19 protein-coding genes and 1 pseudogene are annotated in these 19,393 nt (G+C 59.9%); 11 read left to right on the top strand and 9 right to left on the bottom strand.

Translation table 11 applies throughout. The features are described 5' to 3' along the window. Nucleotides 1-114 precede the first annotated feature (114 nt). The 8 genes from ku to A3C3_RS0121255 form a co-directional block, all read right to left on the bottom strand. A complete protein-coding gene (gene ku, locus A3C3_RS0121290; RefSeq protein ID WP_022716610.1) occupies nt 115-930 on the bottom strand; it encodes a non-homologous end joining protein Ku in 816 nt (271 codons plus the stop codon). Nucleotides 931-940: 10 nt separating this feature from the next. After that, a complete protein-coding gene (locus A3C3_RS0121285) occupies nt 941-1,672 on the bottom strand; it encodes a glutathione S-transferase (RefSeq protein ID WP_022716609.1) in 732 nt (243 codons plus the stop codon). Between the two features lie 8 nt (nt 1,673-1,680). Beyond that, nucleotides 1,681-1,971 carry a DUF3175 domain-containing protein gene (locus A3C3_RS0121280; protein ID WP_028739864.1) on the bottom strand — a complete coding sequence of 97 codons (291 nt, stop codon included), beginning with the start codon at nt 1,969-1,971 and terminating at the stop codon, nt 1,681-1,683. A gap of 53 nt (nt 1,972-2,024) precedes the next feature. Beyond that, the gene (locus A3C3_RS0121275) at nt 2,025-2,339 is read right to left on the bottom strand and encodes a hypothetical protein (RefSeq protein ID WP_022716607.1); all 315 of its coding nucleotides are present in this window, start codon (nt 2,337-2,339) and stop codon (nt 2,025-2,027) included. A gap of 103 nt (nt 2,340-2,442) precedes the next feature. After that, complete coding sequence (locus A3C3_RS0121270) at nt 2,443-5,166, bottom strand: hybrid sensor histidine kinase/response regulator (RefSeq protein ID WP_022716606.1); 2,724 nt, start codon at nt 5,164-5,166, stop codon at nt 2,443-2,445. 162 nt (nt 5,167-5,328) lie between these two features. Next, nucleotides 5,329-5,499 carry a hypothetical protein gene (locus tag A3C3_RS46175; protein WP_022716605.1) on the bottom strand — a complete coding sequence of 57 codons (171 nt, stop codon included), beginning with the start codon at nt 5,497-5,499 and terminating at the stop codon, nt 5,329-5,331. Nucleotides 5,500-5,818: 319 nt separating this feature from the next. After that, complete coding sequence (locus tag A3C3_RS0121260; protein ID WP_028739863.1) at nt 5,819-6,073, bottom strand: DUF2934 domain-containing protein; 255 nt, start codon at nt 6,071-6,073, stop codon at nt 5,819-5,821. Between the two features lie 132 nt (nt 6,074-6,205). Then, nucleotides 6,206-6,847 carry a UdgX family uracil-DNA binding protein gene (locus A3C3_RS0121255; protein WP_022716604.1) on the bottom strand — a complete coding sequence of 214 codons (642 nt, stop codon included), beginning with the start codon at nt 6,845-6,847 and terminating at the stop codon, nt 6,206-6,208. Nucleotides 6,848-6,975: 128 nt separating this feature from the next. On the opposite strand from A3C3_RS0121255, the gene treZ reads away from it, so the two are divergent. The 6 genes from treZ to A3C3_RS0121225 all read left to right on the top strand — a co-directional run bounded on the left by treZ (nt 6,976) and on the right by A3C3_RS0121225 (nt 14,972). Beyond that, nucleotides 6,976-8,802, top strand: a complete 1,827-nt coding sequence (treZ, locus tag A3C3_RS0121250) for a malto-oligosyltrehalose trehalohydrolase (protein WP_022716603.1) — start codon at nt 6,976-6,978, stop codon at nt 8,800-8,802. Nucleotides 8,803-8,878: 76 nt separating this feature from the next. Then, entirely contained in the window at nt 8,879-10,342 is a 1,464-nt protein-coding gene (locus A3C3_RS0121245) for a phospholipase D-like domain-containing protein (RefSeq protein WP_028739862.1), read from the top strand. Nucleotides 10,343-10,433: 91 nt separating this feature from the next. Next, nucleotides 10,434-11,264: an endonuclease/exonuclease/phosphatase family protein gene (locus tag A3C3_RS0121240; RefSeq protein WP_022716601.1), complete on the top strand. Its 831-nt coding sequence runs from the start codon at nt 10,434-10,436 to the stop codon at nt 11,262-11,264. Between the two features lie 424 nt (nt 11,265-11,688). Next, the gene (locus A3C3_RS0121235; protein WP_022716600.1) at nt 11,689-12,147 is read left to right on the top strand and encodes a (2Fe-2S)-binding protein; all 459 of its coding nucleotides are present in this window, start codon (nt 11,689-11,691) and stop codon (nt 12,145-12,147) included. 3 nt (nt 12,148-12,150) lie between these two features. Beyond that, nucleotides 12,151-14,307, top strand: coding sequence for a xanthine dehydrogenase family protein molybdopterin-binding subunit (locus A3C3_RS0121230; RefSeq protein ID WP_022716599.1), 2,157 nt, complete (start codon nt 12,151-12,153; stop codon nt 14,305-14,307). Between the two features lie 11 nt (nt 14,308-14,318). Then, a complete protein-coding gene (locus A3C3_RS0121225) occupies nt 14,319-14,972 on the top strand; it encodes a hypothetical protein (protein ID WP_028739861.1) in 654 nt (217 codons plus the stop codon). Nucleotides 14,973-15,062: 90 nt separating this feature from the next. Here the strand turns inward: A3C3_RS0121225 and A3C3_RS47165 are convergent. Continuing rightward, nucleotides 15,063-15,212: pseudogene (locus A3C3_RS47165) on the bottom strand (VOC family protein); the annotation flags it as partial. Nucleotides 15,213-15,280: 68 nt separating this feature from the next. Here A3C3_RS47165 and A3C3_RS45395 point away from each other — a divergent pair. The 5 genes from A3C3_RS45395 to A3C3_RS38875 form a co-directional block, all read left to right on the top strand. Beyond that, entirely contained in the window at nt 15,281-15,613 is a 333-nt protein-coding gene (locus A3C3_RS45395) for a hypothetical protein (protein ID WP_145611582.1), read from the top strand. Then, a complete protein-coding gene (locus A3C3_RS0121210; RefSeq protein WP_022716595.1) occupies nt 15,610-16,599 on the top strand; it encodes an ABC transporter substrate-binding protein in 990 nt (329 codons plus the stop codon). Before A3C3_RS45395 ends, A3C3_RS0121210 begins: the two co-directional genes overlap by 4 nt. Next, a complete protein-coding gene (locus tag A3C3_RS0121205; protein WP_084796995.1) occupies nt 16,596-17,414 on the top strand; it encodes an ABC transporter permease in 819 nt (272 codons plus the stop codon). Before A3C3_RS0121210 ends, A3C3_RS0121205 begins: the two co-directional genes overlap by 4 nt. Beyond that, nucleotides 17,383-18,123, top strand: coding sequence for an ABC transporter ATP-binding protein (locus tag A3C3_RS0121200; RefSeq protein WP_022716593.1), 741 nt, complete (start codon nt 17,383-17,385; stop codon nt 18,121-18,123). Before A3C3_RS0121205 ends, A3C3_RS0121200 begins: the two co-directional genes overlap by 32 nt. A gap of 944 nt (nt 18,124-19,067) precedes the next feature. Further along, a partial coding sequence (locus tag A3C3_RS38875) for an alcohol dehydrogenase catalytic domain-containing protein (protein WP_033419750.1) occupies nt 19,068-19,393 on the top strand: 326 nt, incomplete at its 3' end.

The raw sequence follows: 19,393 nt of genomic DNA, 5'->3' as shown, positions 1-19,393 counted from the left end.
AATGTGACCAACCGAGCATGGCTCCTCCCATGCCGGCTGCTTCGAACAGATTAGTGCAGAATGGCGGGCGCGCCGTTCCGTTTACGACGATTTGGGGCCGGAAATGGCCGCACCTCAGTGAGATCTCGGCGACCTCGGCTTTTCGCCTTCGGCGGCCAAGCTCTTCTTCAGGGCGTCCATGATGTTGATGACATTGCCGGTCGATTTGATAGGGGGCCGTTTCTTTGCGGGCGCAGCCTGCTTGAGGCTCTTCGTCTTGTTGCGGATCATTGTCTTCAGCCGCTTCTGAATCGGATCCTGCACCATTGAGACATTCCACTCTTTCGTCTCTTCCTTGACAAGGCGCTTCATCATGGCGAGCACCTTGTTGTCGACTTTGGTGTCGATATCGAGGTGTGCGACCGGCTCTCGGACCTCGTTGCCGTAATGCAACGTCCAGAGAATGATGCCCTTGCCTTGGGGCTCGAGAAGCACCGCCCTTTCACGGCGATAAAGCACCAGCCTTGCGATGCCGACCACGTTGTTTGCCCTCATCGCTTCGCGAATGACGCAGAAGGCCTCTATACCGACCTTGTCCTCCGGCGCCAGAAAATGCGGCTTGTCGTACCAGATCCAGTCGATCGAGCCGCGCGGCACGAAAGTGTCGATGTCGATGGTGCGGGTGCTTTCGAGCCCGACCTCCTCGATCTCGTCGTCTTCGAGAATGACGTAATCGTCCTCGCCCTTCGGATAACCCTTGACCTGTTCCTTACCGGACACGGCCTTATGGGTGACGCTGTCGACATAGCGGCTTTCGACCCGGTTGCTGGTCTTTCGATTGAGAACATGGAAGCGGACCTTGTTGCTCTCGGTCGTGGCCGGCGTCAGCGAGACTGACGCCGTGACGAGCGACAGCTTGAGATAGCCTTTCCAGAAAGTCTGCCGCGCCATGACCGTCTCCTTAAGCCGCCCTGTCGAGTTCCGGATAGTGCCGGAAGATGCCATCCTCGTTGAAAGCGATGCGCCGCGCCGATTTCAGGTAGGCGGCGATGTTCGGGCGCCTGGCCACTGCATCATGCAGGGCCGATAGCGCCGGGTATTTCGCCTGATAACCTGCCATGCCCTTGGGGAAGGCATAGTTCAGGCCCTCAATGATCTGAAAGAGCGAGAGGTCGACATAGGTAAGCGCATCGCCGAGGATATGTTGCGGGCCTTGCGGGTTCTGCTGCAGCACGCGTTCGAAATAACTGAGGAATTTCGGGATGCGCTCCTTGATAAATTCGGCCGAGCGCGCCTTTGCCTCGTCCTTCTGATCTTCGTAGTAGAGCGAGGTGGCGATCGGATGGTGCGTGTCATGCACCTCAGCGACGAAATCGGTAATCGTGAGTTGCAAGCCGTTCAACACGTAGCGCAAGCCGTCCTCCGTAGGCGCCAGACCAAGCTTCGGCCCGAGATAAAGCAGGATATTGGCGACGTGCGGGATGATGAGGTCGCCGTCTTTCAAAAAGGGAGGCGCAAACGGGATATGCGGTTCTGAGCCGCTCCGCATGAGGCTCATCATTGCGCTAATTCCCCGGCCGGTGCCGGATTCGCGCGCGACGTCGACATACTCGGCGCCCGCCTCCTCCAGCGACAGGCGGACGAATTCCCCCCGTCCCTGGATGCCATCCCAGTAATAAAGCTCGTATGCCATCCATTCCCTCAACGCTTGGTTTTGCGACCGAGATCTTTCCGCAGTTCTTCCTTTGCTTGTTCAAATGTGTTCTTTTTCTTCTTCGTCAACTGGTCGCCGGCGCGGTTGATATTGAAGCTCAGCATCGACATGGCCGAGCGAAAGGGGCTCGATTTTCGGCGGCGGCTCGCCACCGCGAAGTGTTTGATCGAAGCGGCGATCTTCTTCGGATCGTCGGATTTGAAAACGCTTTCCTTGAGGTCCATGGCGTCGCTGTGCTCGGTCAGCTCTTGCGACCATTTCCTTTTCGCCTTGGTCATCGCAACCTCCTCGATCAGGAACGGCGCACTTTGGCGGCGCGCCATTCCAAAGATCAGTGATGGGCTTGATGTTCGTGGCGCTTGCGCGTCGCGGCAGCTTTCTTGGCGGACGCCGAACGCTCGGCTGCGGAGCGGGATGCCGATGCCGCGCCGCCTTTGCGGCCGCCTTTTTCAGCGGCTTCGTGCGTGTCTTGCTTTCCGCGACCCGAACCGGACTTATTGCCGCCGCCGCTTTCCTTGTTGACGGTAGCCCAGGCCCGGCGCTCTGCCTCGTTCTCGGAAACGCCACGTCCCTCGTAGCCTTCCTCGATGTGCTCTGCCTTGCGTTTCTGCTTGTCCGTATACGTCGATTTGTCACCTCTTGGCATATTTTGCCTCCTCTTGTTTGCAAAGAGATTGAACCGCGAGGCCCTGCAAAAGTTCCGGAGTCATGCCTGGGATTTTGACGTAGGAGGAGCGTGCTTGGTGCAGCTAAGCGATCGGCCTTTGCTGAGCCGCGGTCTTCACCGCCAGGTCGAGGGCTCTGCTGCTGAAGGGTTTCGACAGTAGGACCGAGCCGGACAAACGACTGGCGTCCGGAAGCTGGCTATTTCCTGTGGCAAATACCAACCCAACGGATGGCAGTACTTCTCTTGCCTTGGCAGCGAAGGCGGGGCCAGACATGCCCGGCAAGCCGACATCGACGACGATGATATCGATCTTTGTATGCACCAGGATCTCGACACCCTGTTCCCCGCTTTCGACATCGATCACCTCATAACCCAGCTCGTGAAGTACTTCTGTCGTGTCCATGCGGATGAATGCATCGTCCTCCACCAGCAACAGCTTGAGTTTGGCATGCATGATCTCCGGCGGTGTGGGACCGGGGATGTCGGCCGGTCCGGCCGTGGCATGGAGGCGGCGGGCATTGTGGTCAAGCACCAGGCGGATCTTCCGCGCAAGCGCCTCCCGTGTATAGGGCTTGGAGAGAAGTTCGAGGCCGGGATCGAGGCGGCCGTCATGGACGATCGAGTTTTCCGTATAGCCGGAGGTATAGAGAACTGCGATGTTCGGAAGGCGTTGGCGCGCCATGCGCACGAGCTCGGGGCTCTTCAACGGACCTGGCATGACGACGTCCGTAAATAGCATATCGATATGCGCACCGCTTTCGATGACGGTAAGTGCGCTCTGCGCATCGCGGGCCTTCAACACGTAATAGCCGAGATCGGTCAGCATCTCGACGACAGTGGCCCGCACGCCCTCGTCGTCCTCCGCGACGAGGATGGTTTCCGTGCCGCCGACCGATGGTGGTGCCTCGTTGCTGGCCACGCGGTCCTCGGTCTGGAACGAGCGAGGCAGATAGAGCTTGATCGTCGTTCCTTCTCCAACCTCGCTGTAGATCTTCACATGCCCGCCCGATTGCTTGACGAAGCCGTAGACCATCGAAAGCCCGAGGCCAGTGCCCCTGCCTTCGGGCTTGGTAGTGAAGAAGGGCTCGAAGGCCTGCACCATGACCTCCGGCGGCATCCCGCACCCGCTATCGGTAACGGCGAGCACGACATACTGACCAGCGGTCACTTCCGGATGGATCCGGCAATAGGAATCGTCGAGAAATGCATTACCAACCTCGATCGTCAGCTTGCCGGACCCTTCCATCGCGTCCCGCGAATTGATGGTGAGGTTGAGAACCACATTTTCAATCTGGACCGGATCGGCAAAGGTATTCCAGAGGCCACCGGAAACCATTGTCTCGATTTCGACCTCCTCGCCCAGCGCGCGGCGAAGCATATCATCCATGCCGGTCACGAGACGGCCCATATTGATGACCTTCGGCTCCAGCGCCTGACGGCGGCCGAAGGCGAGCAAATGGTTTGCCAGCCGTGAGCCCCGTTCCACGGCGGCAAGCGCGTTTGAAATCCGCTCCTTGGCGCGACCATCGTTCGGGACGTCCTTACCCAGGAGTTGGAGATTGCCCGAGATGACCTGCAGCAGATTGTTGAAATCATGGGCGACACCGCCCGTGAGCTTGCCAATCGACTCCATTTTCTGTGATTGCTGCAGGGCAGCTTCGGCCTGTTGGCGCTCGGCGATCTCATTGGCAACGCGCAGTTCCAACGTTTCGTTGAGCCTGCGCAGTTGGCTTTCGATGCTGCTGCGCCGGGCGATCTCCATGTCGGCAGCGTGCAGCAGACGGGCATTGTCGATTGCGACAGCCGCCTGACCGGCCAGGCTGACAAGACTCGCCTCCGCCGCACCGGTGAAGCGGCCGGGCTGCGCGTGGCCGAAAAAGAGGCCGCCGATGACTGCCCCGCTGCGGGATTTTACCGGCACTGCGAGATAACTTCGTACCGGCAGATGGCCGTTTGGCATGCCGGCATAAGGAGCGTTGTGCCCGTAACGGGGGTCAAGCAGGATATCGTCGGAACGCACGACACCTTCGCCGTTGAAGGTCGGCGCGAAGACCTTTGTATTGCGCGGCATCGGAAATTTTTCGAAGTTCTTCCGCTCGACGCCCGAAAGCGCGTAGAGCATGTAGCTTCCGCCTTCTCCGTCATCGACGTTGTAAAAGAACGCGCCAAATTCCGCTCCCGTCAGCGCCACGCCGGCATCAACGGCAATCTGTGTCAAACGGTCGATATTGAGTTCGGCCGTGATGGCAGCACCGGCTGCATTGACGATCGAAAGTGCGTCGGATTTCAACCGCAGCTCGTCAAGCGCGTGACGTTCGCGCCGCTTGGCGATGACCTGCGCCGAAACTTCCATGGTCGCACAAAGCAGACCACCAATTGCGCCTGTTTCGTCGCGAAGTGGCGTATAGGAAAAGGTGAACCAGGTGTCCTCCGTGCGTCCGTCCCGCCGCATCGGAATGAGCAATTCCTCGAAGATATGAGATTCGCCTTTGAGCGTGGCGTGGACGATCGGTTCGAATTGCGGCCAGATATCGCTCCAGACTTCCGTGAAGGGTTTGCCCAGCGCGCCTGGATGACGATCCGGGAAAATCGGCACGTAGGCGTCGTTGTAGATGAAGGCAAGGTCGGGCCCCCAGGCGACGAATTTCGGCTGGCGCGAATTCAATACAACTTCGACAATATACCTGAGACAAACAGGCCAGCCCTTCACAGGCCCAAGGCCTGAAACGCTGAAGTCGGCATTGCGCAATATTTCGCCAATATTTCCGCCACCCTTCGGCCAAACGCCGTCTTCGCGCCGGGTCATTCAAACCGCCTTCATGATCGGACCGCAACGAGGCGAATTCGCTCGGGAATTCAGGCCATCTGCGAAAGGCAAAATAGAGGCCTTGGAGCGTTCGGAAAGAGGATTTTAGAAATAACCTTAACGTTGAGGAAGCAAGGCTACTGATCCGGACTTTCGCCTGTGCTATTTGCGAGAAAGCCGTTGGAAACCGGACAATGCCTTGCCGAAGTTAAACAGGCGGCCGGACTGCGAGCGGGTTTCGCGGAAGACAAGGCCAACCATGTTGTCGATTGCGACGACGAGACCGAGCGCAAGGACGAGGTAGAGAAACGCGGCGAGTGATAAAATCAGCATCTCCGCCCTCACAACGGTGCGATCAAAATGTAGCAACCCGCCACGATAAGCGAAACGAGAATGGTGTCGAAGTAACCCCTATTCATGGCAAGCCTCCCATTTCGCCACTAACAGCCGACGAAAAAATTGGTTCCGCCATTGCTGGCCGTTTTGCAGCCTTTTTTGAAGCGGACACCGCTTTAGGGTCATTTGGCCGATCTATCCCGCACGTTCCACGCTTTGCAAACACCCTAAAGCGCAAGTAATTCAGTCATATGACAACAGCTGCGGGCGCAGCTGGCGCAGCGTCCGCATCTTGAAACTCAAATATCGAATGCGTTCAGGCAGACTTGCGGCTGACGGCACGCTTCGGAGCCGGCTTTGCAGCGCCGTTGCTTTTCGTTCCGGGGGGTGCGGTGCGTTTGCCCCTGGTCTTGACTTCCTTGCCGTCCTTCGACGCAGCAGAACTTTCGAGCTTTTCACGCTCTTTCTTTGCCTGCTCCCAATGCATGGAATCTCGTCCGGTAGGATGTCCCTCTTCTTCCCAGAGGGCGTATGCACGTTTTTTAATCCACTCTTCCCGAGTTTCTGTCATCGCTGATCTCCAGTCACATCATCCCGCAGTCAAACGCTAGACTGGCGCGATGGTTCCAGAGGAATCGGGGATATTCAAGAAGAATTTTGACACGATGCAAAAAATTATTTGCGCTGCAGCATAATAAGCCGGTCAACGGACCTGAAATGCTACGGCCTTCGCCAGATCCTGCACGAAATGCTCGCGGTTCGCGCGGGCATCTTCCTCGTCGCGAATGCGCAGAAGGTAAGAAGGATGAATGGTCACCAGAACCGGAGGATGGTTTGCCGGCTGAAGAACATGGCCCCGCTCGGCGGTGACCTTCACTTTAGGGCCGAGCAGCGAATACAGTGCTGTAGCACCCAGCGCAACGACGAGTTTCGGCTGGAGAATATCGAGCTCGCCACCGAGCCACCACGCGCAGCTCTGGATCTCTCCGGCATTTGGCTTGGAATGCATACGGCGCTTGCCGCGCATCTCGAATTTGAAGTGCTTGACGGCATTGGTGACGTAGCAGTGGGAGCGCTCGAGGCCCGCCTCTTTCAGACACTGATCGAGCAGGCGTCCAGCGGGGCCGACAAAGGGCTTGCCCGCCAGATCTTCCCTGTCCCCGGGCTGCTCGCCAACCAGCACGATCTCGGCCGTGGGCGGGCCTTCGCCGAAGACGAGCTGGGTGGCGTTCTTATAAAGGTCACAACGCGTGCAATGTTCGGCCTGCCGTTTTAATTGATCGAGACCTTTGGCCTCTGCATTCTCAAGTGTGAAGGCCGGACCGAATTTGGGCACGATGGTCATGGAAGCTTCCTTCTTTCGTCTTCATCTGCAACCGATCCACGCGGTGTTTGTTCCAGCCTGGGAACAAGTGGCGCCCTTCATGACTTTGAAGAGGAGTTGAAAACACCCAGGTCAGTCAGGGGCGATTTATGCATCAGGCTTCGAAAGCAGGCTCTGCCGCGCAAGGCCAAAAGAGCTGGGGTCCTAGGATCGGGGCGAACTGCGTCGACTTTCGCATCTGGGCGCCGGGGCAAAAGGAAATGACACTCCGTTCTTGCGGCAAAGACAGGCTTATGAACCGGTCCGCCGACGGCTGGTTTGAGCTGACGGTTGCAGAAGCGAAGGTGGGCGACGCATATGCCTTCGTTCTTGGAGATGGCAGTGCCGTGCCCGATCCTGCTTCCCGGGAGCAGGCCGGCGATGTGCACGGTCCGTCGCTGATCGTGGAGCCTTCCTATCAGTGGGTGAATGGCGCCTGGAAGGGAAGGCCCTGGGAAGAGGCGGTGATCAGCGAAATCCATATAGGCGCCTTCACGGGGGAGGGCACCTTCAACGCGGCCGCCGAAAGACTCGGCCGTCTGGCCGAGATGGGCTTTACGGCAATCGAAGTCATGCCCGTCGCGCAATTTTCAGGCACGCGCGGATGGGGCTATGACGGCGTCCTGCACTATGCGCCGCATTCAGCATACGGAACGCCGGACGACTTCAAGGCATTCATCGACGCAGCACATGGCCACGGCCTCATGGTGCTGCTCGATGTTGTCTATAACCATTTCGGCCCGGATGGAAACTACCTGCACGGGTATGCGCCCGAGTTCTTCCGCTTCGATCGCAATACGCCGTGGGGTGCGGCGATCGATTTCGGACAGGAGCCGGTACGCCGCTACTTCATCGAAAATGCGCTCTATTGGATCGGTGAATTCCGGCTCGATGGCCTCCGGCTCGATGCGGTGGAGCAGATTTGCGATACGTCGAAGCAGCACATCCTCGAGCAGCTGTCGGTGGAAGTCGGCAACGCCTTTGCCGATCGCGCGGTGCATCTTGTCGTCGAGGATCAGCGCAATCTCGTGAGCCTGCTCGAGCGGGACGGCGGCGGAAGGGTCAAGACCTTTACAGCGGAATGGAACGATGACTTCCATCACGTCGCTCACATCATCGCGACCGGCGAAACCGACGGCCACTATCGGCCCTTTGCATCCGATCTCTGGGAAAAGACGAAGCTCGCGATGCAGCACGGCTTTGTGTTTCCAGACCGTGGCAATCCGCCTGAAGTGCCGAAGGGTGAGCGGGTTTATCTCCCGCCGCAGGCCTTCATCAACTTTCTCCAGAACCACGACCAAGTTGGCAACCGTGCCTTCGGCGAGCGCTTGGTCAGCCTTGCAGATCCCGACATGGTCGAGATGCTGGCCGCGATCTTGGTTCTCTCGCCGCAGGTGCCGTTCCTCTTCATGGGGGACGAATATGGCGAGACGCAGCCGTTCCACTTCTTCAGCGACTACGCCGGCGAGCTTGGCGAGCTTGTCCGCAAAGGGCGGGCGGCGGAAGCGGAAGGTTTCGGCGGTCTGAAGGAAGGCAAGACGCCGGACGATTTGCCGGATCCGAACGCAGTCTCGACCTTCGCGCATTCAAAGCTTCAATGGCAGCGGTTCGACAGTGACGAAGGCATACGCTGGAAGACCTATGTACGCGAGCTCATCGGCCTGCGGCACAGCTATGTCGTGCCGTTGTTGAAGAAGCCGGAACGCGTCGCAAGCACGGCATTGGAAAGCGTCGATGGCGCGCTGGCAATCGACTGGACCTTCGGTACCAGCACGCTGGAGCTTCGTGCGAACCTGGCCGACACCCCGCTCGCCGTGCCGGCTTTCGACGGTGCGGCAATCTTTAATCGCCTGGGCCGCAACGCTGTTCAGCCGGGTGATGGCAAGCTTGCAGCCCGTTCTTTGGTGTTTGCGATCGATCCTCGGCTGGTAAAATAGCAGCGCGGAAATTTTCGCATTTTGAGGGAACGGTGGCGAATTGAACGCCGCCGTTTTCAAGCTATATCTTCCTCCAATGTTTTATCTCATATCGACCTATTGGCCGCATATCCTTTTCGTCATATCCCTCGGCATGGGGACCGCTGCGGCAATCCATGCGGCCATGACGAAGGAAGAGGTACGCGCCGCAATTGGCTGGGTCGGCGTCATCATCCTGTCTCCGATTATCGGCGCGGTACTTTACGCGATCGCCGGGATCAACCGCATTCGCCGCAAATCCCTGAGCCTGCGCCGCGATGCCTTGCTGCCGCCAGCCGACCTTGATGAGCTTGCAAGTTTCGATGCGGAGCCGGAGACGATCATCAGCAATTACGGGCGGCGCTTTGCAGCTTTGCAGACGCTCGGCGATCGCGTCGCCCGCTATCCGCTGACGACCGGCAATTCGATCGACATGCTGGAAACGGGCGATGATGCCTACGCAGCCATGAAGGCCGCAATCGACGGGGCTGAGCGGAGCGTTCTGCTTGAGACTTATATTTTCGATCGCGACAAGACCGGCCTGCGCATCGCCGATGCGCTGATTGCGGCGACACAACGCGGCGTCGAGGTGCGCGTGCTGATCGATGCCGTCGGTGCTCGATACTCGGTGCCCAGTATCCTTGGATATCTCGCCGACGGCGGGGTGACGGTTTCAGTCTTCAACGGCAATGTCATCATGGGCCTGCGGTTGCCATATGCAAATCTCCGCACGCACCGGAAAATCATCATCATCGACGGGCGTGTGGCACTGACGGGCGGCATGAATATACGCCAGGGCTTCAGCCAGGCAATGACGGGCGATGATTTTGCCCGCGATACCCATTTCTCCGTAACGGGTTCGGTCGTTGCCGATCTCTTTGATGTCGCAGCCGAGGACTGGCGCTTCACGACAGGCGAGGTTCTGAACGCAGAGGCGTGGCGGATCGAAGCGCCTAAACGCCAGCCCGGCGATCCGGTCCTCATGCGCGTCGTCGCCTCCGGACCGGACCGCAGCGTCGAGACCAATCACAAGATGCTGATGGGTGCCTTTTCCGTTGCGCGGCAATCGATCCGCGTCATGTCGCCCTATTTTCTGCCGGATCGCGAGCTGATTAGCGCGTTGACGACAGCCGCACGGCGTGGCGTCGAGGTCGATATCATCGTCCCGGCCGTCAACAACCTTGTCCTCGTCGACCGGGCGATGACGGCACAGTTCGACCAAATCCTCAAGAATTACTGCCGCATCTGGCGTTCGACCGGCAGCTTCAGCCACTCGAAGCTGCTGACGGTCGATGGCGTCTGGACTTATGTCGGTTCGTCCAATCTTGATCCGCGTTCGCTCAGGCTGAATTTCGAGGTGGATCTCGAAGTTCTGAACGAGGGGTTTGCGGCGGAGATCGACGAGCATATCGACGAGATGCTGAAATCTGCAGCGCCGGTGACATTGGAGAGCCTGCGGTCGCGGCCTTTCGCGGTGCGGCTTGTTGAAAAGATCCTGTGGCTGGGTTCGCCTTATCTTTGATTTTCTTGGATAGAAGCATGGCAAGTTTTACTCGTGGGCCTATACTCCGAACCGGAGCCGTTTTCGATCAACGGAGCGCGTGTTGACTTCGATGCATGCCAGGAAAGACAGCCTTCCCGCCAGCATTCTCGCCTCGATCCGCAACCGGAAAAAACGGCTGGAGGCCGTGCTGGCTGCGGCAAAGCCACGGGCCGAAGGCACGCTGATTGCTTCATACAACGTCCATAAATGCGTCGGCGGCGACAGGCGCTGCGATCCCGAGCGGACGAGCCGGGTTATCCACGAAATCGGCGCTGACGTGATCGCCCTGCAGGAGGCCGATACGCGCTTCGGGGAGCGAACCGGGATTCTTGATCTGACGCGCCTGGAGCGCGAGACGGGGCTTGTTCCGGTTCCGGTTTCGGGCATGTCGAAGGCACACGGCTGGCACGGCAATGTCGTGCTCTTCAAGAAAGGGCTGGTGCGCGACGTGCACCAGATTAAATTGCCGGGCCTTGAACCGCGCGGGGCGCTTGTTGCGGAACTCGAACTGGAAAATGGCGGAGAGCTCCGCATCATCGCGGCCCATTTCGGGCTTCTGCGCCACTCGCGGGCGCGCCAGGCGCAGATGCTGGTCGAGCTGATGGCCGATCGAAGCGAAGCGACGACCATTCTGCTTGGCGACCTCAACGAATGGCGGCTCGGCGACCGTTCGTCGCTCAACACGCTTCAATCCGCTTTTGAGGCCCAGCCCCCGGCCGTCGCAAGCTTTCCGGCGCGCCTGCCGATCTTGGCGCTCGATCGCATCATGTCGAACCGCAAGGGTGTGCTGACCAATGTCGAGGCGCATGATACACCGCTTGCCCGCGTCGCCTCCGACCATCTGCCGATCAAGGCGGTTCTCAACCTCAAGCGAGTAGAAGAACTGACGGCGACCGCGTGATTTCAGCATTGGCGTTGTAGTCAAATGGTTGGAGAGCATTTCAATTGGTGCGCGGAAAGGCCGGTGCTCAAATGCTGGGCTTCTGTTTGGTGTTCTACCGGTGGCGCAGCCGCTAGAGGCTTATGTCAGTGGTCTGGAATCAACAGGCTTTGCGATTAGCTCTCTTCGAGAGCCGACTGCGGACCTGACAGAAGGGCGGGGCCACATGAGCCGCTGGAGCAAATTTCCCTTGTTTCTTTGGTTGAAAGCTCGCGCGCTGGCTGCCTAATGCTCGGTTTTCTTAAACGGAGCCGCCTCCGGGTAACGGAGGTGTTACCGGTGCGTCCATGGCCAACAGGCAGACTCTGCCGTAATTTGGGCACCGTGAAGATGCTGCGATGCTCGCTGGAGCCCTTCCGGATCCAGCAAACCGGGAGGCTTGGCCATGGTTACTTTCACGCTCAACGGACAGACGAAGACTTTCGACGGTGATCCGGACATGCCGCTGCTCTGGTTCATCCGCGATTTCGAGAAACTCACCGGAACGAAATACGGCTGCGGCGTGGCGCAATGCGGGGCGTGCACCGTTCACATGGACGGCTTTACGCGCCGTTCCTGCATTACGCCGATCTCGGCTGCCGAGGGCTCGGAAATCTTCACCATCGAAGGCGTGGAGGGCAAGGAGGCCGAGGTCGTAAGGGCGGCCTGGGTTGCCATCGATGTCCCGCAATGCGGATACTGTCAATCCGGCCAGATCATGTCGGCTGTCTCACTTCTGCAGAACATTCCCAAGCCGACCGACGAGGATATCGACGGTGCGATGGCCGGCAATATCTGTCGATGCGCCACCTATCACCGTATCCGTCAGGCAATCCACAATGCCGCCGCAGCGATGGAGGGTTGAGCCATGACTCTCCAGCATATTTCCACGACCCGCCGGGCGTTTCTTGCCGGCAGCGGCCTCGTTATCGGTTTTGCCCTAACGTCGAGAATGCCTGCCCATGCGGCGGTAACGGGCGTTCAGGCCGGCGGCGATGATGGTCTTGCGATGCTCAACACCTTCGTGAAGATCGGCAACGACGATACGGTGACGGTCCTCTCCAAGCATATCGAATTCGGCCAGGGGCCGTTTACCGGCCTTGCGACGTTGGTCGCTGAAGAACTCGATGCTGATTGGGGGCAGATGCGCGCGGTGCATTCACCCGCCGATGACAAGGTATACGCAAATCTTGCTTTCGGAGTGCAGGGTACCGGCGGCTCGTCGTCGATCGCCAATTCCTACGAGCAGTTCCGCAAGGCAGGCGCCACGGCGCGCGCCATGCTGGTTGCGGCGGCGGCGGATGAATGGAAGGTTCCGGCAGGTGAAATCATCGTCCAAAAGGGCCGCATCCGCCATTCGGCCACGGGCAAGGAGAGCGGCTTCGGGGCGTTTGCCTCGAAGGCTGCCGCGATAGCGCCACCGGCGGAGGTGAGCCTCAAGGATCCGGAGAAATTCGTGCTGATCGGCCAGGAACTGCCGAAGCTCGACACTGTTTCCAAGACCAACGGCGTGGCGATCTTTACGCTGGACGTCGTTCCTGACAACCTTCTGGTCGCCGTCGTTGCCCATCCCGACCACTTCGGCGCGACCGTCAAGTCCTTTGACGACAGCCAGGCGCGCAAGGTGACGGGCGTCATCGACGTGAAACAGATGACTCAGGGCGTGGCCGTTTATGCCGAACACACCTATGCAGCCCTCAAAGGGCGCTCGCGGCTGAAGGTCGACTGGGACCTTTCCGACGCCGAGACGCGTTCAAGCGAGGAGCTTGCCGCCGATTACGCCAATACGGCCAAAGAGAATGGCTTGAGCGCCGCCAGCAAGGGCGACGTCGACAGGGCCTTTGCCGGCGAAGGCCTTGAGACGCTGGCGGCGGAGGTCGTCTTCCCGTTCCTTGCCCACGCGCCGATGGAGCCGCTTGACGCGGTGTTCATAAAGGCACCGGACGGCAGCCTCGACGTCTACACCGGGGCGCAATTTCCCGGCATGGACAAGACGGTGGCCGCAAAGGCCGTCGGTCTCGATCCCTCCAAGGTCAGGATCAATACCCAGATCACGGGGGGCAGTTTCGGGCGCCGGGCCCAGTTCGGCTCGCCCTATATGCAGGAGGCGGCCGCCGTCTTTGCGGCAACCGACCAATCTCGTCCAGTCAAGCATATGTGGACGCGCGAGGATGATATCCGCGGCGGTTATTACCGGCCGATGTATCTCCACAGGATGCGCGGTGCGATCGACAAGAACGGCCAGATTGTGGCCTGGGATCAGACGATCGTCGGCCAGTCGATCATGGGCAAGGCCGACCTCGACGAGACGTCCGTCGAGGGTGCGTCCAATCTCCCCTACAACGTCGCAAACCTGCGGGTGATGTCGCATAACGTGAAGCTCGCCGTGCCGCCGCTCTGGTGGCGATCGGTCGGCCATACCCATACAGGCTTTGCGGTTGAGACGTTCCTCGATGAGCTTCTCCAGAAGGTCGGCAAGGATCCGGTCGAAGGACGCCTCGCGCTATTGACGGAAGATCCGCGCTATGCGGGGGTCTTGAGGAGGGCGGCCGAGATCGCCAATTGGGGCGCGAAGCCTGCAGCAGGGCGGCAGCGGGGCGTTGCCGTCGTCAAGAGCTTCGGAACCTATGTGGGCCAGGTCGCCGAGATCTCGGTCGGCAGCGACGGCGCTCCGCGTGTGCACAAGGTCTGGTGTGCGGTCGATTGCGGTGTTGCAATCAATCCCAATGTCGTCAAGGCACAGATGGAGGGCGGCATCGGCTACGGTCTCGGGGCCGTCCTCTTTGACGCTGTGACGCTTGGAAAGGGCGGGGCCATCGTGCAGTCGAACTTCCACGACTATCGCTCGATCAGGATCAACGAGATGCCGGATGTGGAGGTTTCGGTGATCACGTCCGCTGCAGCTCCGACGGGCGTCGGAGAGCCGGGCGTTCCGCCTGTCGGTCCAGCCGTGGCCAATGCCTGGCGGCGCCTGACCGGCAACCCGGTGCGGAGCCTGCCGATCGTCAGTGCTTCGACGAGCTGAGGGAGGTCACGGTGAAAAGCAGATTGGCTCTCGCTTGCATTGCGGGCAGCATTTCGCTCCTGGCCGCCCTGCCGGCATCCTTCATGGCACTCGCGCAAGGGGCCTCGGGCGTGGACAGGACATCCTTGAAGCCTGCTGCCTCCTTCTTATCGATTGCTGATGCGAAGGCGCGATCGGTGGCTTTGTTCGAGGAAGCGGGCAAGGTCATCGAGCATCCACGCTGTCTCAACTGCCACCCGGCGACGGACCGGCCGCTGCAGAGGATGAGCATGCAGCCGCATGAGCCGCCGGTCACGCGCGGCGAGGGTGGTATGGGTGTTCCCGGCATGATGTGCAACACCTGTCACGGCGCCGAAAACGCAACCGTCGTCGGGCAGTCGCCGACGTTGCGGAGCATACCCGGCAATGCGGCCTGGCATCTGGCGCCGATCGAAATGGCCTGGGTCGGAAAATCTCTCGGCGAAATCTGTCAGCAGTTGAAGGACCCGGACCGCAACGGCGGCAAGGACCTGAATGAGATCGCCGAGCACATGGCCCATGACGGCCTCGTCGGATGGGGCTGGAAGCCAGGCGAGGGCCGCGAGCCCGTGCCGGGCACGCAGGCCGAGTTCGGCGAGCTTATCAAGGCCTGGGTGGAAACCGGCGCGGCTTGCCCCGTTGAATAAAGAGGCCGCCGCGCATCAGATCATCGTTTTTCAGCGCGATGTTGCGCTGTTTGCGGCGATTTTGCTCTGGACCATCAACAGCCGGGTTCGTCAGTTCGGCCAGTAAGTGCCGAAGCACCAGACATTGCCTTCCCGATCGCAGCAGATGAATTCCCGGCTGCCGTAGCGGCGATCGGTTGATTCCTCCAGAATCTCGGCGTCGGCTATTTTTGCCCGTGCATAAGCCGCATCGGCTTCATCGAACAGCCAGTGGCCATGCCTCTATCTCGCGAACTGCGGGGCGGCGATCATGTCGGAGGCATGTCAACATGGGCCGCACATTCAACGAACAGACTGGTGCGGTTCCTCGCGGAATGATTGACGCTTCTTTGTGGCACGCGTATCCTTTAGGTCGGCTCTCCATCGGGCACCTTGTGAAAGCCGGCAACCGGACGGCATGCAAAGCATGTCGGTCAAGTTTTGCGCGCGTTCGTGCAGTGAAAGGTGCTCAATTGAACCTCGTCGATCTCGTCCCGACCGATCGCAAAGTGGTCGGGAAGCCATCCGTCACAGAAGTTCATCCGTTGGACATGCGTCTTCCCCAGCAGGAGCCGGGAAATATGACGGCGCTGCAAGCATTTGGCCGGGAGGTGGCATCATGAACATATCGAGGCGCGCGCTTTGCGGAGCAGCCGTTCTGGCTGCGACAAGTCTCCTGAGCTTCCATGCATTGGCCAAACCGTCCGCGCCGAAGATCCGGGTCGGCATCTTGAAGTTCGGGACAGTGAATTGGGAACTCGACACCATCAAGCATCACAAGTTTGACGCGGCCAACGGGATCGACGTGGAGATCGTCTACTTCGCGGGGGAAGACGCCAGCAATGTCGCCATGTTGGCGGGCGATCTCGATATCATCGTTTCCGATTGGCTGTGGGTGTCGCGCCAGCGTTCGCAGGGTGCGGATCTGACGCTCGCACCTTACTCGACCGCGGTTGGCGCCATCATGGTCAAGGAGGATGCGCCCATTCGTGCCATTCCTGATCTTGCCGGAAAGAAAATTGGCGTGACCGGTGGGTCGCTCGACAAGAGCTGGCTCCTGATCCAGGGCCTGGCCCGTCGTGATCACAAGATGGACCTGACCAGAGAAAGCGAGATCGTTTTCGGCGCACCGCCCCTCCTGTCGGAAAAGGCCGTTTCCGGCGAACTCGATGCTGTGCTGAATTTCTGGCATTTCTGTGCCCGGCTGGAGGCAAATGGTTTCCGCCGCCTCGTGGGTGCCGACGATGCCGCCAAGGCGCTCGGGGCATCGGGGCCGGTTTCGGCGCTCGGCTATGTTTTCCATGACAAATGGGCAAACGAAAACCCGGACGTCGCCATGAACTTCCTGCGGGCAAGCGGTGCGGCCAAGAAGCTCCTGGCACAGTCCGATGCAGAATGGCAGCGGCTGGCGCCGATCGTGCGAGCCGAAGGCAGGGAACTCGAGCTGCTTCGCGATCGCTACCGCGAAGGCATTCCGAACAGGCCGCTCGCAGAGGAGGAGAAGGATGCCGCCAAGCTATACGGTATCCTGGCCGAACTGGGTGGGGAGAAGCTTGTCGGTGAGGCGCGCCAGATGGCTCCGGGAACGTTCTGGGCCTTAAAGACATGACAGCAGGACGCGGACGGGAAAAAGCGGCTGTTGAAGGCCGACGAGTGACTGCCATTTCCCGTGGTCTTCTGCCGGCGGCAACGGCTTTCGCATCCCTTCTCGGACTATGCCTGCTCTGGAACCTCGTGGCGGGAATCTGGCCGAGCCGGGGGTTTCCGCCGCCGATCGACGTCTGGCGTGTGCTGGTCAAGGAGGCGGCAAGCGGCGATCTCGCCTATCATCTGGCCGTGACGCTGTCCCGGGTCGCCGCCGCCTATGTTATTGCGATGCTTGTCGGATCGGTCATCGGCGTCTTGCTCGGCGTGCACCGGCGAGCGGATTCTTTCTTCAATCCGTGGCTTGTTCTTTTTCTCAATCTCCCGGCACTGGTCGTCATCGTTCTCGCCTACATCTGGTTCGGCCTGACGGAAGCGGCGGCGATCAGCGCAGTGGCGATCAACAAGATACCCAATGTCGTCGTCACCATGCGCGAGGGCGCGCGGGCGCTCGATCCGCGTTACGCCGAAATGGCAAAAGTCTATCGCCTCAGCCCGCTCGACAGGATCCGCCATATTCTAATGCCGCAGCTGCAGCCTTATTTTGCGGCCGCATCGCGATCCGGTATTGCGCTGATCTGGAAGATCGTGCTCGTTGTCGAGTTGCTAGGCCGTTCAAATGGGGTGGGCTTCCAGATTTATCTTCACTTCCAGATATTCGATGTCGCCGCCATCCTTGCCTATTCGCTGGCTTTCGTTGCCATTATGCTATTGATCGAACTCCTCCTGGTGCAGCCATTTGAACGACATGCAACACGCTGGCGCCGCCGCCCCGCTTAAGGTCGACATTGCCGAGAAGACGTTCCGGTCGGCTGAGGGCGTGACCATCGATGCCCTGCGCGGACTTTCATTCGAGGTGCGGCAGGGGGAATTTGCCTGTTTGTTCGGGCCGTCCGGCTGCGGTAAAACCACGACCTTGCGCATTCTGCTGGGGCTCGATCAGGCGTTTTACGGCAGCTATCAGTTGCCCAAGGGCGGCTCCAATCGCATGGCCGCGGTATTCCAGGAGCCCGTGCTTTTGCCTTGGCGAACCGTCGAGCAGAATGTCCGCCTTGCGCTGTCTCAAGGCACGCGGGACATGGACTTGGACGGGCTGTTCGACATTCTGGGCTTGTCCTCGATGCGGTCGCTCTATCCTTCAGAACTTTCGCTCGGCCTTGCGCGTCGCGCTGCCCTCGCGCGTGCCTTTGCCACAGAACCTGCGATCCTTTTGCTGGACGAGCCTTTCGCCTCGCTCGACGAACGGACGGCTGACAAATTGCGGCGTCTGCTGATGACGGTGTGGTCGGCGAGGCCCACCACTGCCCTGATGGTGACGCATAATCTTCGGGAAGCGCTTCTGTTGGCAGATCGTGTCATCGTGCTGTCACCGCGGCCAGCCCGTGTGCGAGGCATCTTCGATGTCGACATCCCGCGCCAGGCCCGCCACGTCCAGGCGCTGGACGATCTGGTTTCGGATTTCCGGACGAGGTTTCCGGACGCCGGCTGACTCTGCGTCCCCGCCAGTTTAGCTCTCATCCGTCCGGAAACCTCGTCCGGGTGAACCTCGCGGGATACCCCCGGCGTTCAGGCCGGGGAGGAAGGCGAGAGCGGCCCTGGGCCGCTTCCCGCTGGGATTTGACGTATTCGGCGATCACCGAGAGTGGTGCCGACTGCAGTCACGGCGGGGCGGCCCACGCATGCACTGTCTGTACCAGCGGCCAGCTGCAACCACCTGAGCGCGCCTTGGTTCCGTGGTTGCAGACTTTGTCTGCGCATCCTGCGAGAACAGCGCGCGCCCCGCTTGCATGCATAGCCGTGGTTCACGATCGCGAACTGTAGGGCAGGTGGGCAGCAAGCGAAGCTATGATGGCAACTATCAGCCGACGAATTCCGCGGCTCGTAGGACGGTAAATACCGCAACCTTCGCTGAGGTGGATCCGGAAAACTACCGCATCTATTCTTTGCCCTGTACCGAGCAATTTATTTATTATTGCTTACGTGATTTGAAAGGCTTATCGTATTTGCTTGGTTTCCGGCTTCAAGGCTTTGCCGAATGGGAGCGGCAGAGTCCCGTAGGTACGAGGACGGGCAACAATGGTGCCTCCTGCCCACCTGGCGAACCGTGACACGCTGACGGAAGCGAACGTCCCATCATAGACAACAAGTTGAGCGCTTGGGTCGGCCTTGTGGTCTCCCGATGAGCCCCGGGTGAACACCAACATCGGGAGGACTTCAGATGCGCACACTCCGAAAATATGTATTTCTGCCGCCGGCCGCCGCTGGATTTTTAACAGCGGCACGGGCCTCGGCGACGCGCCACGCGGTCGTCCAGCTAAGAAGGCAGACAAGCCTCAAGCGGCGAAAGACCACGAGGCCTCCTGTGTGGGTGGATGACATGCCGCGCGCGGCAGCCAATTCGATGAGGGAATGAGCGTTAGAAAGGGATAAAAGATGAAAACCCGCGCCGCCGTTGCCGTTCAGGCTGGACAACCGCTGGAAGTCATGACCGTGCAGCTGGAAGGCCCGCGGGCCGGCGAGGTTCTGGTCGAGGTCAAGGCGACCGGCATCTGCCACACGGACGATTTCACGCTGTCAGGCGCCGATCCGGAGGGCCTGTTTCCGGCAATCCTCGGCCATGAGGGTGCCGGCATCGTCGTCGATGTCGGCCCGGGCGTCACCTCGGTCAAGAAGGGCGACCACGTCATTCCGCTCTATACGCCGGAATGCCGTCAATGCCCGTCCTGCCTGTCGCGCAAGACCAATCTGTGCACGGCGAT

Source organism: Rhizobium mongolense USDA 1844 (assembly GCF_000419765.1).
Taxonomy (GTDB): Bacteria; Pseudomonadota; Alphaproteobacteria; order Rhizobiales; family Rhizobiaceae; genus Rhizobium; species Rhizobium mongolense.
This window is presented reverse-complemented; position numbering and strand designations above follow the sequence as displayed.